16 protein-coding genes are annotated in these 14,285 nt (G+C 45.3%); 8 read left to right on the forward strand and 8 right to left on the reverse strand.

Annotated elements, in window-relative coordinates; genetic code table 11:
• Window positions 1-43 precede the first annotated feature (43 nt).
• From hemC to DCMF_RS06490, 5 genes are all read right to left on the reverse strand, one after another.
• Window positions 44-973, reverse strand: coding sequence for a hydroxymethylbilane synthase (gene hemC / locus DCMF_RS06470; protein ID WP_148133666.1), 930 nt, complete (start codon window positions 971-973; stop codon window positions 44-46).
• A gap of 1 nt (window position 974) precedes the next feature.
• On the reverse strand, window positions 975-2,264 hold the full coding sequence (gene hemA / locus DCMF_RS06475; RefSeq protein ID WP_148133667.1) for a glutamyl-tRNA reductase: 1,290 nt from the start codon (window positions 2,262-2,264) through the stop codon (window positions 975-977).
• Between the two features lie 115 nt (window positions 2,265-2,379).
• Window positions 2,380-3,348 (reverse strand): polyprenyl synthetase family protein, encoded by a 969-nt coding sequence (locus DCMF_RS06480; RefSeq protein ID WP_148133668.1) that lies wholly within the window; start codon window positions 3,346-3,348, stop codon window positions 2,380-2,382.
• Window positions 3,349-3,415: 67 nt separating this feature from the next.
• The gene (locus tag DCMF_RS06485; RefSeq protein ID WP_148133669.1) at window positions 3,416-4,885 is read right to left on the reverse strand and encodes an O-antigen ligase family protein; all 1,470 of its coding nucleotides are present in this window, start codon (window positions 4,883-4,885) and stop codon (window positions 3,416-3,418) included.
• 236 nt (window positions 4,886-5,121) lie between these two features.
• A complete protein-coding gene (locus DCMF_RS06490; RefSeq protein WP_148133670.1) occupies window positions 5,122-5,910 on the reverse strand; it encodes a hypothetical protein in 789 nt (262 codons plus the stop codon).
• A gap of 238 nt (window positions 5,911-6,148) precedes the next feature.
• Here DCMF_RS06490 and DCMF_RS06495 point away from each other — a divergent pair, with 238 nt between their 5' ends.
• Both DCMF_RS06495 and DCMF_RS06500 read left to right on the forward strand, forming a co-directional pair.
• A complete protein-coding gene (locus DCMF_RS06495) occupies window positions 6,149-6,553 on the forward strand; it encodes an AbrB/MazE/SpoVT family DNA-binding domain-containing protein (protein ID WP_236860205.1) in 405 nt (134 codons plus the stop codon).
• On the forward strand, window positions 6,537-6,938 hold the full coding sequence (locus DCMF_RS06500; RefSeq protein WP_148133671.1) for a putative toxin-antitoxin system toxin component, PIN family: 402 nt from the start codon (window positions 6,537-6,539) through the stop codon (window positions 6,936-6,938). Before DCMF_RS06495 ends, DCMF_RS06500 begins: the two co-directional genes overlap by 17 nt.
• Before the next feature lie 278 nt (window positions 6,939-7,216).
• On the opposite strand, the gene DCMF_RS06505 is transcribed toward DCMF_RS06500, so the two are convergent.
• Entirely contained in the window at window positions 7,217-7,471 is a 255-nt protein-coding gene (locus DCMF_RS06505) for a hypothetical protein (protein ID WP_148133672.1), read from the reverse strand.
• Window positions 7,472-7,899: 428 nt separating this feature from the next.
• On the opposite strand from DCMF_RS06505, the gene DCMF_RS06510 reads away from it, so the two are divergent.
• The 4 genes from DCMF_RS06510 (at window position 7,900) to DCMF_RS06525 (ending at window position 10,216) form a co-directional block, all read left to right on the forward strand.
• A complete protein-coding gene (locus DCMF_RS06510) occupies window positions 7,900-8,286 on the forward strand; it encodes a type II toxin-antitoxin system Phd/YefM family antitoxin (RefSeq protein ID WP_214659153.1) in 387 nt (128 codons plus the stop codon).
• 38 nt (window positions 8,287-8,324) lie between these two features.
• A complete protein-coding gene (locus DCMF_RS06515) occupies window positions 8,325-8,642 on the forward strand; it encodes a type II toxin-antitoxin system RelE family toxin (protein WP_236860206.1) in 318 nt (105 codons plus the stop codon).
• 179 nt (window positions 8,643-8,821) lie between these two features.
• The gene (locus DCMF_RS06520) at window positions 8,822-9,031 is read left to right on the forward strand and encodes a hypothetical protein (RefSeq protein ID WP_148133675.1); all 210 of its coding nucleotides are present in this window, start codon (window positions 8,822-8,824) and stop codon (window positions 9,029-9,031) included.
• Between the two features lie 54 nt (window positions 9,032-9,085).
• Window positions 9,086-10,216 (forward strand): GGDEF domain-containing protein, encoded by a 1,131-nt coding sequence (locus tag DCMF_RS06525; protein WP_148133676.1) that lies wholly within the window; start codon window positions 9,086-9,088, stop codon window positions 10,214-10,216.
• Window positions 10,217-10,310: 94 nt separating this feature from the next.
• Here DCMF_RS06525 and DCMF_RS06530 read toward each other — a convergent pair whose 3' ends face one another.
• Window positions 10,311-11,195, reverse strand: coding sequence for a DegV family protein (locus DCMF_RS06530; protein WP_148133677.1), 885 nt, complete (start codon window positions 11,193-11,195; stop codon window positions 10,311-10,313).
• A gap of 321 nt (window positions 11,196-11,516) precedes the next feature.
• Here DCMF_RS06530 and DCMF_RS06535 point away from each other — a divergent pair, with 321 nt between their 5' ends.
• A complete protein-coding gene (locus DCMF_RS06535; RefSeq protein WP_236860207.1) occupies window positions 11,517-11,813 on the forward strand; it encodes a type II toxin-antitoxin system Phd/YefM family antitoxin in 297 nt (98 codons plus the stop codon).
• Window positions 11,800-12,132 (forward strand): type II toxin-antitoxin system RelE/ParE family toxin, encoded by a 333-nt coding sequence (locus tag DCMF_RS06540; protein WP_148133678.1) that lies wholly within the window; start codon window positions 11,800-11,802, stop codon window positions 12,130-12,132. The genes DCMF_RS06535 and DCMF_RS06540 overlap by 14 nt, the downstream gene beginning before the upstream one ends.
• Window positions 12,133-12,158: 26 nt before the next feature.
• Here DCMF_RS06540 and DCMF_RS06545 read toward each other — a convergent pair whose 3' ends face one another.
• A complete protein-coding gene (locus tag DCMF_RS06545) occupies window positions 12,159-14,141 on the reverse strand; it encodes a nucleoside-diphosphate sugar epimerase/dehydratase (protein WP_148133679.1) in 1,983 nt (660 codons plus the stop codon).
• Window positions 14,142-14,285: the final 144 nt, after the last annotated feature.

Raw genomic sequence — 14,285 nt, forward strand, 5'->3', positions numbered from 1 at the left:
CTTTTATGTAAAATCGGTATCCGGGTACCGGTTTCCCGGTCCCCTAATGCACCGTTTTTCTCACCTCTTCCAGGATCTGCTCCGCGCCCTGACGGATCAGTATCTCCGCCAGTTCCGCCCCCAGTTGGCCGGCCTGCTTCCGGTCTCCCGTAAGGGAAGAGCGGAGGACGACGCGGCCGTCCAAGCTTGCTACCAGGCCGTGAAGTTCTATTTGGCTGCCCCGGATCTGCCCCAGGGAACCGATGGGGATCTGGCATCCCCCTTCCAGCTTCCGTAAGAAGGCCCTTTCTCCCATAATGGCGTCATAAGCATCGGCATCATTGACCATACCGATCATTTTTAACAGTTCCTCATCGTCCCGCCGGCACTCAATGCCGATGGAGCCCTGGCCCACCGCGGGCAGGCACACCTCATAGGGAATATATTCCGTAATCTTGTCCGCCCATCCCATGCGCTTTACCCCTGCCGCGGCAAGAATAATGGCGTCGAAATCCTCCCGCTCCATCTTGGCCAGGCGGGTGTGCACGTTGCCCCGCAGGTCATGCAAAGACAAATCCGGCCGGTACTTCAAGAGCTGGGCCCGCCGGCGCAGGCTGCTGGTACCCACCTTGGCCCCCCGGGGCAGATCGGCCAGCCGGTACCCCTTATGGGAAATCACCACATCCCCCGGATCTTCCCGCCGGCATACCGCGCCAATCATCAATCCGTCCGGCAGTTTCGTGGGCACATCCTTCATACTGTGCACGGCCAGGTCCGCCTGCCCGTCCAGCATCGCTATTTCCAATTCCTTCGTGAACAAGCCCTTGTCCCCGATCTTGGCCAGGGCCACGTCCAGAATTTTATCCCCCTTGGTTTTAATATCGACAATCCGGAACCGGTACTCCGGCCAAAATCTCTTCAGCTCATTTTCCACCCATTGGGTCTGCCAAAGCGCCAGCGCACTGTCCCGGGTGCCGATGACAATTTCTCTCATGTTATCCTCCCTTGCCCTCCTGTCCTTCCACCTTCAGATTAAATAAATTTTGAAAAATTTCCGCATACAAATGCCCCTGGTTGGTGACCCCGTACCCTTTCAGGTTCACCACCGGGTCATGCATGATATGATTGATCATAGAATTGGCCATACAGTGTACCGTCTTGATCTCCTTATCCGAAAGCTGTCCCAGGTGACGGAGCGCCTGCTCCACCTCGTGATCCCGAATGGCCTCCAATTTTCTCTTAAAAGCCTGAATCGTGGGCACCATAAAACGGGTCCCCAAATATTTGAAAAATTCCTCAATCTCTTGATCGATCAAAGCAGCCGCTTTCACCGCCGCCTGTTTTCTTTCCTCCAGGTTCCGGTCCACCACATGCCGGAGATCGTCGATATCCAGCAAGGTCACCCCCGGGATGCGGCCTACTGCCGGCTCCACATCTCTCGGCACGGCAATATCCACCATAAAAAGGCGCCGCTCTCCCCGGGAAGCCAGGATTTCCTGCACCTGACAGGATCGGATGATATATTCCTGGGCCGAGGTGGCGCTGATCACAATATCCGCCTGCCTGAGACAGCTGTCCAGCTCAGCAAAGGGAACGGCCCGGCCGGAAAACAAAGCGGCCAGTTCCTCCCCCCGGTCAAAAGAACGGTTGGCCACGGTGACGTGCACCGCCCCATGGGACACCATGTGGCGCACCGTCAGCTCGCTCATCTCTCCCGCGCCCACCACCAAAACATTCTTGCCGTTCAAATCGCCCAGCTGCTGCTTGGCCGCCTCCACCGCCGCATAGCTGATGGACACCGCATGCCGGTCGATTTCCGTTTCCGTGCGCACCTTTTTGCCGACGGTGAGGGCCTGCTGGAAAAACATATTCAGCACCGTATTGGTGACGCCGCAATCAAAGGCGGCCTGGTAAGCCTCCCGGACCTGGCCCAGAATCTGGGTTTCCCCCAAAACCATGGAATCCAGCCCCGCCGCCACCTTAAACAAATGCCGGACCGCCTCATAGATGGTACGGACATAAAAATAATCATCCATATCCTTGAAGGACAATCCGGAATAGGCCCGGATAAAATCCTTCACCTGGGCCAGGCCTTTCTCCGCATCCGTGGTCGCCACATAAATTTCGCTCCGGTTGCACGTAGAGAGGATCACACATCCTTCGATGCCCGCCCGGGCTTTCAATGATTGTAAAGCACCGGCCAGGCCGGGGGCAGGAAAGACGATCTTTTCCCGCACCTCCACCGGGGCCGTTTTATCATTCAATCCTACGGAAACGATAAACATTTTTTAAGAATCCTCCTAAAAAAAGGAACTCTCAGGCTTCATCCTGCCCAAGTTTTCTCATCTATTTTATATTCTCCGCCAATCATTGTCAATTTCACCATTCGTCCCCTGCCCTTTAATATTGCCTCTCGCCGATATACTTGGCGATGCGGGCAAAGGTCTTTTTCGTTTTCACATCAGGGAGCTTTTCCAGTTCCTTCTTCGCCTTTTCCAAATACTTTTGGGAAATCTCAAAAGCGTAATCAATGGCCCCCGATTCCTTGATCAAGCGGATCGTTTCCTTGACTTCCTCTGCCGATTTATCCTGCCGGGTCACCAGTTCTCTCAAACGCTCTTTTTCCCGGGTATGCTCCAGGGCATAAATCACGGGCAGGGTAATAATCCCCTGGCGCAAGTCTCCTCCCACCGGTTTGCCCAGAACCTTCTCATTGGATACCAGGTCCAGAATATCATCGGTGATCTGAAAGGCCATGCCCAAATGATACCCGTACCGGGTGAGCGCCCGGGTCAATCCCTCCGGCGCCCCGGTGGCCACCGCCCCCAGCTCGCAGCTGGCCGAAATCAAAAGAGCCGTTTTCCGTTTGATCCGGTAAAGATAATCCCGGAATCGCTGGTCCGCGTCAAAGGAAGCGGAGATCTGCTGAATCTCTCCCTGGCACATTTCCACGGAAACCCGGGACAGCACCCGAGAGATCCTCTGATCCTCATATTGAGAGATGAGCACCAAAGACCGGCCCAATAAAAAATCTCCCGTATGGAGAGAAATCCGGTTGCCCCATTTGGATTTCACCGTCGGCCGTCCCCGCCGGGTCACGGAAGCATCCACCACATCATCATGGACCAAACTGGCCATATGGATCACTTCCAGGGCTACCGCCAGGGGGATCAGCTTTTCCAGGTCGTAATGATAAAATTTCCCCGCCAGCAGGGCAAAAGCGGGGCGAATCCGCTTCCCCCCCGCCCGGAGCAAATGGCCGGAGGCCTTCGTCAAAACCGGTTCCTCAGCCCCAATGTATCTATTTATTTCTTTCTCCACCGTCTTCAGGTCCGAGTGGATATCTTTAAATAATGCCAGATTTTGCAATGCTTCACCGCCACCCTGTACTACTCAATTTATTAAAGAATACCATTTTGCTCCGACCCTGTCTATCCTAAATTCTGACAGTCAATGGCGCCATGCCCCGCACCATGCCGAAAAAACAAAATAAAACCATGCTCAAAGCCTGAAAGGACAAATCATAATCAATGGCTCCATGGCTGCCCAGCATTACGGAGGCGCAAAACAGGGCCCAAACCAAAGCTCTTTTTTCCCCCTCCTGCTTTTGTCCATAGATCCGGCACACCAGATAAAAATAAAGAAGCCAGATCCCGCCGAAAATCGCCAGGCCCACGCTCCCTGTCTCCGTCCACACCTTCAGGTAATGGTTGTGCACCTGGCCCCGGATACTGGGGTTCTCCTTGTACGCCGGATAAATCACCTCAAAAGCCCCTCCCCCCAGGCCCAAGACAGGATGATCCCTGACGATGCGCAAGGCGTCCTTCCACAAGGTAAAACGGGCCTGCACCGAGGACTGATCCAGGTCTATCTTCTGCATCCGGGCCACGATGTGCTCGGGAATCACTTTTACCGGCACAGGATAATTTTTCACCTGCAGCCCGCCGTATCCCACCACGAGGGCGAAAATAAAGAAGAACACCGGATAGACATATTTTCCCTTTTTGCCCCACCGGCTCGCCGCCTGCAGCACCGCCTGCCCCAGAAGAGCGCAGACCAAACCGAAACCCAGCCAAAGGGCTAAAGAGGACAGGTCACTCGCGCGAAAATAGGCCATGATCCGGTAGTTGGCCGCCAGGGCGGCCAAAAGAACCACCACAAAGTGGCCCGCTCCGGCCAGGCCTCTGCCTCCCGGCAATCCCAGAAAAAACAAAAACGCCACAGCCGGCAGGAGCAAAAAAGCTCCCCGGGACCCGGACGCGAAAAACACGGTCATCAGCACATAATTCCCGGCCACGTAGAAATAGCACAGCCAGCGCCAGCCAACAAACCCTGCCGCCGGTCCCCCATCTTCAAATAAATAGATGCCCAGGATCACCAGGGTCCCCAGAAAGGCCGCCAAAGCATTGGGATAGCCAAAAGTGGAAGAAATCCGCTCATTGACAAATCCCCCCTCCAGAGGCACCAGGCCCGCCGCCCCGGCCATACCGGTCAAAGCCACGGCCACTCCGGAAAAATAAATGGCGTTCAGCACCAAAGAGACGCCCTTTCCCTTTTGCGCCAGCTGGTAAGTGAGCCAATAAACCAGGAAATAGCTAAAAGCCTTTCCCGCTTCTTCCCGGGCCAAGGTTGTGTCTGCCGCCCAAAAAACAGCGGCCCCATAAAGGACAAAAAAGGCCAGCACCAAATAATCCAGGGGTTTCTGCAAAAAATCCTTTTCTCCGCGCCATACTTTCCCGCCCAGACTAATCAGAGACAAACCCAAAATAAAAGCCGGCGCCCGCCCCTGCTCCACCCCAAAAAACATTCTATCAACAAAAGGGGAGAGAAAAAACAGCCCGGCAAACCCCAGCATCACCACATGATCCAAGGCATTGATAATTTCTTTTCTTCTTTGATTCATCATTCACTCCACTGATCCCGATTGCGACACAACGCGTTCTCTGATGCAAATCATCGGAAAAATACTTCTGCAATTGGATAATAAATTCCTGCCTACCTCAGCAATTTGATTATTTTTAGGTCATAGAGGGGTCTGTCTTGATCCCACGGTAATAAAATACTAACTCTTACCCTTGAATACCCTCATTACCGGCGCACTTTTGAGTGGAAATTGTCTCGTGTAGGCAGAGTATACTGAGGTTATACCGAATGGTATCTCTCAAAATCATCTATTATTATTTTTAAAAACCTATCTATTCCTAAAAACAGTACTGTGTCGATACTCACCATTAAAGTAGATACAGAAGTACTTAATACACCATCATCAATATAATCAAAAAACTTAGCTCTACCATCACAGAATAATATTATGAAAACAGTAATATAACATATCACTCTTCTCATATCTATATCAAGAGTATTACGTTTTTTCCTTCCATATACAAAATAAATCCATATATTGACTGCAATAGGTAATGTAAAAAATAAATAAAAATAAAAAACTGCTGGTAAATCTGGTATTACGGCAATCTGAAATATTACTACCAATACAATAAACATAAAATATAAGCTGTAACCTTGTTTAAATAATAATACTAATCTTTTAACACTATATAAATTCTTATACTTTTTATATATTGCAAAAAGCTTGTCAATTATAGACGAAAACGACTCTTCTCTATTCCGTAGAATAAAAATCAGCTCTCCAAAAATAAAGATTATAAAAACAGAAATAATTAATACAATCATTTTTAAATTTGTATTTACTCTGAAAGAAATGTATACATTTACTACCGATAACAAAAAAAATATAATTTCAATAATATAAACTGATCTTTTATTTTTGATATGATTACTTAAAAATGTGGCTATCATTTTAGAAAGTTCCATCATTTTGTCAATTATCTTTCCAAAAAAGATTTTCATGACAAGGGCAAGGATTGCTACTGAAAACATGTAAATAATAATTATCAATAAATATTCCGGCATAATTAAATATCCTTTCTTACTTTTTGATATACGTAATATTTTCATCCAAAAAGCATGTTGTTTGCCTTGCCAATGGATTAGCAGCTATTACAATCTATATCTCCAATCTCAAGTTATACCATTTCACCTAACTGTAACGAGTAGAATATTTTAATAAGAATATTACGCCCAAAGGCCCTTATCAGCTTCAAAGGCTTTATGACTACAAATTCTTTCAGCCATTAAGGATCTTGACTTTTTGCCTTTATATAAGTTTGTAAAAGCCAATCCGGGCCCCCCATATTTACACAAATTTACAAGTCGGATTGATTTTTTTAAAGTACTTGAATATAATAAAGTAAAGAATGTAAAGAAAGTAGGTATGGATATGGATATTGCTAGAATTTCTTCCAAGGGGCAAATTACAATTCCGATAGAAATCCGCAAAAGACTTGGCCTTAAAGAAGGCGACAAGGTTGTTTTTATTGAAAAGGATAACAATATCATTCTATTAAATTCAAACAGGCTTGCCTTTGAAGAATTCCAAAAAGAAATGACCGGACAAGCAGAAAAAGCTGACATAAATACCGAACAAGATGTTGTTGACCTTGTGAAAAAGGTCAGACAGCAGATTTGGGAGGAGCGTTATGAGGGTAATGCTTGATACTAATATTCTGATCTCAGCCGGACTATTTGGAGGCACGCATCTCTCTGAACTAACAAAGAGAATCGCTGATGAGTTCAATATTGTACTTAGCAGTCAAATAATCGAGGAACTGCAATTGGTTGTAGCACTGAAATTTCCGAACAGAAAAGCTGCTCTTGATAGGTTTATGCGTAAATTGAGTTTTGAAATTGCCTTTACACCAACAGAAATTGACCCAGAAATATACCCAAAAATAAGGGATAAAAAGGATTATCCGATATTGGCCTCCGCAATAATTGCAGATGTGGATGTATTTATCACTGGCGATAAAGATTTTACTGTTATTGATATTGAGAGGCCTGAAATAATGACAATTTCGGAATTTAAGGAAAAGTACATGTAAACACATTCTAGTTCAAGGTTCAGAAAATAATCATTGAGGCCAAGCTTGACTTTTAAAACTTACATAAGTTAAAAAGTCAAGCCTGACCTTGATAAATTCCAAAATACCGGCGCCCACCGTTGCTGCTGCTCCCCCCTAAAAAAACACTGTTCAACGCTTTATGTTGCATATTTACTTCTCAAAACCCCCAAAAGTGTATCTTTTCTAACCATCCTCAGACTTAAACAACTTTACATGTAAAAAAAGCCCCGATAAACGAGGTTTTAGTTATTATCATTTTATACTAAAATTCTATTTTTAGTGTCTACATTTACACTCTCTGCAATAAATTGGGCCCAATAATGCGAATCATAGTGAAATACAAATGTAGAATCTTTTTTCATAAGATTTTCAAATTTATTTATCATTTTTTCCACATCATGAGGTTTAAAACCAAATTTCTGTTTTAAATACCCTCTGACTTCATTTATATAGTTTTCTTTAAATAATTGACTTCTTTTTTTAACTAAAACTGCTTTTTTTTGTGCCCTCATTGTATTTCACCTCCATCAAGCTTAAACATTCAATAGAGTTATTTGAATGAAAAGATAGTTGATAATTATAAGCTGACCGAAAAATAATTTCTTCCCAGTGATTTTAATATCGATATATTTTCTACAAAGTCTCACATATTAAAATAGAGATTTATTCTACAAAACCAAGGAAATCCCTGCTAAAATTTGTGGAAAAGGCCATGATAGGGGGAGGTTTGCCTCTTTTGTTGATGCCCCGAAAACATTGGTATCAAAATCAGGTGGCAACTCTTCATACTCCTCCCCCCAAAAAGTTAACTAAATTGTTTTATCATGTTTTTCTGTCTAATAATTTACCTAAGAATTTTTAGGTAAATTATTGTATCATCCTTTGTCCTTCCCTAGTATAATATAAAGGTAAGATGAATAACATACAGGGAGAGATCATCATGAAGGCAGGAAATAGTATGACCATAAATGACAATATTCTGAAATTAATTGATCGTTTGGTATCCGTTTCGGATTTTAGCAAAGGCAAAACGGCAAAAATCTTTGACGATATAAAGAAAAATCGGAGTGAGTATATCATCCTAAAAAATAATCAACCTGCAGCAGTGCTGCTTTCCCTGGAGGAATATACTGAAATTGTCGGCAAAGCAAAAAAGATGGAAAGTTTACTTGAACGCATTGAAGAGAGCCGCCTATTAAAAGAGGCAAAAAGGGTAGCCGAAGGATATAACCCACAAGAAGCATACTCCATTCATGATGTATTAACAGAACTTGAAATAACCGAGCAGGATATTGATGAGCTTGAAGATACCGTGGTACTTGAGTGATGTGGACAATTAAATTTTCCCAAGAAGCAAAAAAGTCAATGAAAGATTATGACAAGGCAACACAAAAACAAATATTAGCAGGTATTAAAAAAGTAAGCAGAAATCCTTTCCCACACCCCAATGGCTATGGTAAGCCGCTTGGTCACAAAGGTGGTAATAATTTAACGGGCTTCTTTAAAATCAAGTATAGGGATCTTGGCATACGGGTTGTGTATTCATTGGTTTTGGAAGCAAGCACAATGAACATACTCATTATTTCAGAACGAGATGACAATTACTGCTATCAAATGGCGGCAAGATTATACGAAAAATTTGGCAACAAAGTATTTGAGAATATTTTCAGTGAATTGGAATAGCCGTTTGACTGTCCCTTTTTCATGTTCAGTAGGGTCAGGCCTGATCTTTTGACTTATTAAATGTCAAAAAGTCATGTCTGACCCCACTTTTCTATTTTATAATTGCACAGAATTAAGGTTTCGGTTGACACTCATAAAAACTTTATTTATGATTTCCTTAAATAGGGGATGTATCACAGTTGAGTAAAGAAGAAATGGTGCAATTTATCAAAAATGATCCCGTTGAATGGGCAAGAATAATCATGTCACTGATATTTATCGCGGATGCCGATACTCCGGTAAGGTTATCAGGTCACGAAATGAAAGAAATTTTGGGCAATAAACTGCCCGCAGAAACGCAAGCGGTTAATAACCCGGTGGAAATCCTGGTGCAAAAGCCAAAGGGCTGAATGATGATTAGCGGCAACATATCGCAATAGATAGAAAAAGGTAAGGAAAGCGCAATGAAGAATGTAAAAAATAATATAAAAAGAACCGTATCAGAATTATCTTTGGAATCAAGAATACTGATTATTACTTCATTGGTAGGAATGCTATTTTCTTTTACTTCTGCAATAGGTAATTATCTTTTAGATGCGGGGATTGTCCCAACATTAGCTACTTTGTTTATGGGATTACTGACACTTTACTTTTTTTATTTAGCTTACTTTAAGAAAAAATATATTTTACCGGCATATGGTGCGTTATTTTTGCTTACTTTAATCTTTATACCACTATTATGGATATATAATGGAGGCCTGTCTAGCTCCGTTCCATTTTTCTATCTTTTTATTACCGGCTTATCTGCGATTTTGCTGAACAAGCTTAGATATAAATTAATATTGGGCATTCAAATAGTTGTATTAATCACCTTGTTAATCATTGAATTTTATTATCCGGATTTGATAATTAAATATCATTCAGAAACGGCGGTATTTATTGATAAAGCGGTCTCTTTGGTTCTAATTAGCTTTATCATGTTCATCATGATCATTAAAATCATGAAGGAGTATCACAGGACTATTGACAAACTAAGGTTTGCTCAGGAAAAACTTAAAAAATCAAATGATGTTTTATATCAGGCTTCCATAACCGATGATTTAACAGGGTTATATAACAGGCGACATATTATTAAGTTGTTGTCAGGCCTCATAGAAAGAGACCGTCAACAAAAAGGAATATCCATTGTCATGATGGATATTGATCACTTCAAAAAAATCAACGATACATATGGACATAAAGTAGGAGATCTGGTTCTAACCAAAATAAGCGCATCAATTAGAGAGCATTTTCGCAACACTGATTTTATCGGCAGAATAGGTGGAGAGGAATTTTTAATTCTTATGCCGGATACCAAACTTGAAGTCGCCTTTAATCGGACTGAAAATATACGGAAATACATTGAAGGTTTAAAATGGGATTATGTGCAATTGCACGTTACTATTAGCGGGGGAGTTTACGATTTCAGTGAATATGAAAGTTGCGATACTGTTTTAAACAAGGCAGACATTGCATTGTACCAAGCAAAAAGCAGCGGCAGAAATTTAATTAAGTCGTACCATGAAAGGATTTTTCAATATACTAATTTATCATAACCGCCGGAGGAAAAGACCAATGCCGCCAAGGCCCTGTCAGGCTCAGTCGACATCTTTTTTGTCCCCTCAAGGAAGGGACCATCCTTCTTCTGGCCTACACGCTATTCTCTCCGGCCAAACCGATGCCGATGGAACCGGGTCCGGAATGAGCTCCCACCACCGCCCCCAGCATCCCCCGGTAAATAGGGCCGTCAAAATCCAGCCCGGAACGCAGATATTGGATCATGAAGGATTCTTCCTCGGCGCAGAGGGCATTCTGGGTGCAGATCACCGGGTTGGACACCTGCTTCAGGCGGGTGCCCACTTCATTTACCATGGCGATCAAAGATTTTTTTCGGCCTCTTACCGCCTTCACCGGCCGCACCACCCCGTGCACAAATTCGCATACCGGTTTAATATTGAGAACTTGTCCCAGCAAAGCGGTCGCTCCCCCGATTCTTCCCCCTGCCTTCATATAAAAAAGGTTTTGCACCGTAAAAAGCGTGGTTACCAGGGGAACCATGGCTTTGATTCTGGTGCAGATATCGTCCCAGGATAATTGGGCTTCATGAATCATCTGGGCAATTTTGATTTCCAGAGCCGCCTGACCGCAACTGCAGGTTTGGGAAGGAATCACTTCGATCTGCACATGCTTCCGCTCGGACAAATACCTGTCCCGGGCCAGCACGGCATTGCTGAAGCTGGCTGATAAAGCGGAGGAGATGGTGGTTACCAGTATCTTACGATAACCGTTCCGCCAGGCTTCCTCGAAAGCCTGCCCCCAATCATGCTCATTGGGTGCGGAGGTAGAGGGGGCCTGATCGGGGTGCCTCTCCATCTGCCGGTAAAAATCACCCGTATCGCCGTCGGCATTTTCCCGAAAATATGTATTCCGGTCAAAAGAATAGTAAAAGGGGACTTCCCGGATCTGATATTGCTCCAGGATCTCCCGGGGCAGATTCCCGGCCGAATCAACAAGTTGAGCAATCTTCTCAGTCATATCGTATCTCCTTTGTCAAGCCTGCTCTTTTTATATTGCAGCACTGTATCATCCTAACAGTGTCCGTATCTCTAATATTTCCAACTTTGCCCAAAAACATAACTTGCGCCGATACGGCGCATTGCTATTCCTAATTCCTCTTTTTCTTCATGCACGAATAATAATAGCTCCCAATATTTACACTAAAATGATTATTGGCAACTCCTTTACTTTACCGAAATTTTCTTTGATGCCCCCCACATCTTTCAACAGCTTTAAACGTTGTTTTTTGGGGAAATATATGGTAGACTATTGATAGATAATTGATAGGAGGTTCCTATTATGTTTAACAAATATCGAAGTCCTGGCGTGATGCTCGTTAAGCCGTCATCAGTTATTCGTTCGGATTACAAAACTTTTTCCCGGCTCTGTCACGAAGCAGATGATCCTATCATCATTACCAACAATGGCGAAAACGACCTTGTGGTTATGAGCCATGAAGCTTTTTGCCGTCGTGAAGCATGGATTCGTCTCCAAGTAAAGCTGGCATCGGCAGACAAACAGATTGCCGGAGGTGACCTTGTCGAGCATGACGAAGTGTTTTCCCGGCTGAGGGAGCGCGTTCATGGCGAAGTATAGAATATGCTATACGCGGGATGCGGTAGATGATTTGGACAGCATTTTCGATTATATTTCGGAAGACAACCGAATTGCTGCCGCTAACATGTTGGAACGAATTGAAAATTCAATTTTGAAACTGGCTGGTAATCCTCGTATGGGAAGCGTGCTCCCAGCGAATGATCTGTCGTTGGTCGAGCCAGGATATCGGCGTATTGTTGTGAACCCATATCTCATCTTCTATCGCATTGGCAAAGACGAAATTTTCATTTCCCGTATACTACATTGCCGGCAGGATTGGATGAATCTCTTATTTGAAACCGGCTTTGAAAATGTTTAACAAGCTGCTATCCTGACCCCTTACCCTTAGCTTGTTTCCGCTCCTGCCACCAGCTTTTCGCCCGCTTTTTCCATCCCGGCCCACTGTCCGGCCGTTCCTTTATCTTCCGTATCCTCCAGGGGAGCGTGTCCCTTCGTCCGCTGAACCGGTGCTTTGGGAGCGGCAGCCCGCGCCTCCTTCTCTTTGAATTCCGGCAAAAGCTCCCGGATCATGAGCAGGGCATCCCGTTCGTGCTGGGGCAGGGCTCCGTTGATAATGCGCCCGATAATCTTCTCCTCAATCAACTCGGGCAGAATATTCCCCCGTTTGGCCACAAAAATCCTTTTGTGCGTTGTCGCCGTAAGACCTTCCTCGGCAGTGAGCAATTCCTCGTATAATTTTTCTCCCGGCCTGGTCCCGGTAATCCGGATATCGATATCTTTTCCCGGCTCCAAACCGGACAATTCGATTAAGCTCCGGGCCAAATCCATGATTTTCACCGGTTCCCCCATATCCAGAACAAAGATTTCTCCCCCTTTGGCCATGGCACCCGCCTGGATCACCAGCTGCACCGCCTCCGGAATGGTCATGAAAAAGCGCACCATGTCCGGGTGAGTAACGGTGACCGGTCCCCCCGCGGCAATCTGCCTCTTGAACAAGGGAATGACGCTTCCCGTGCTGCCCAGTACATTGCCGAAACGGACCGCCACATAGCTGGTCTTGCTGATCATGTCCAGGTACTGGATCACCATTTCCGCCAGCCGTTTGGACGCGCCCATAAAGCTGGTGGGATTGACCGCCTTGTCCGTAGAGATGAGGACAAATTTTTTCGTGCCGAACATATCCGCCGCCTGGGCCGCGTGATAGGTGCCCATGACGTTATTCTTGATGGCATCCTCCGGGTTATATTCCATCATGGGCACATGTTTATGGGCGGCCGCATGGAATACCACCTGGGGGCGATAGGTTTTGAAGACCTGAAGCACCGACTTTCTGTCCCGGAGATCTTTCACCAAAGGAATCATATGTACCTGGGGACAAGTTTTTCTCAGCTCCAGATCGATTTCATAGACATTATTTTCACAGGAATCCAGCACCAAAAGGGTTTTGGGCTGATAGCGGCATATCTGCCGGCATAGTTCCGAGCCGATGGACCCGCCCCCGCCGGTGACCAGGACCACCTGGTTCCGGATATAGTGGGTGATGTCGTTCAAATCCACCTTGACCGGCTCCCGGCCCAGCAGGTCCTCCACTTCCACTTCCCGGATCTTATCCACTTTGACCGTGCCGTCAATCAAGTCATAAACTCCGGGGAGAATTTTCACCTTGGCCCCGGCTTCTTTGCAAATGTTCACGATCGCTCTTTTTTCTTTTCCGCTCGCAGACGGAATGGCGATAATGATTTCCTTTACCCGATGCTTTTCGACCAAACGGGGAATATCCCTCCTGGTGCCCAGGACGGATCTGCCCTGCACCATCATGTTCTGCTTGGAAACATCATCATCGATAAAACCGACGATCTCGATACCGCCATTGTAGTGGCTTTTTAATTCTTTCGCCACCAAAACCCCCGCATCCCCTGCGCCGGCGATGAGAACCCTCTTGCTCCCCTTGGCTCTCTTCAGGCCCAGGCCGTAATCCCGGAATAATCTCCAGGCAATCCGGGATCCCCCGATCAGGACGATGCGCAGAATGAACGTGAGGATGATCACGGACCGGGGCAGCGGGAATGTTTCGTTATTCAAAAAGTATCCCAAAAACACGTTCAGTATGCTGCCTAGGCTTACCGCCCCTACCACGGCAATCAATTCGCCGATGCTGGCATATTCCCAGGCCCGGCGGTACAGTCCGAATATGTAAAATGAAACAATTAGAATTCCGGTAAACAGCGGGGCAAAATGAAAAAATGCGGCAAAATATGTCTGGGGCACCTCTCCGTCAAACCGGATCAATAAAGCAAAAATGGTACTTAAATTCACCAAAATCGCATCAATAAGGATCAGAAACAGGGTACGTTGTTGAAAAACCATGGAATAAAACACCTCTTAGAATTATGATTTTGCAGCCCAATAATAACCTGAATAAGATAATTCTGCAATCAGACCCTAAATTCCTCTGTTATAATTTTAAGTTTTGGTAAAAAAGATAAAAAGAAATCAATCTGCTGCATCAAT

This window comes from Candidatus Formimonas warabiya (genome assembly GCF_002777255.1).
GTDB lineage: Bacteria > Bacillota > Dehalobacteriia > Dehalobacteriales > Dehalobacteriaceae > Formimonas > Formimonas warabiya.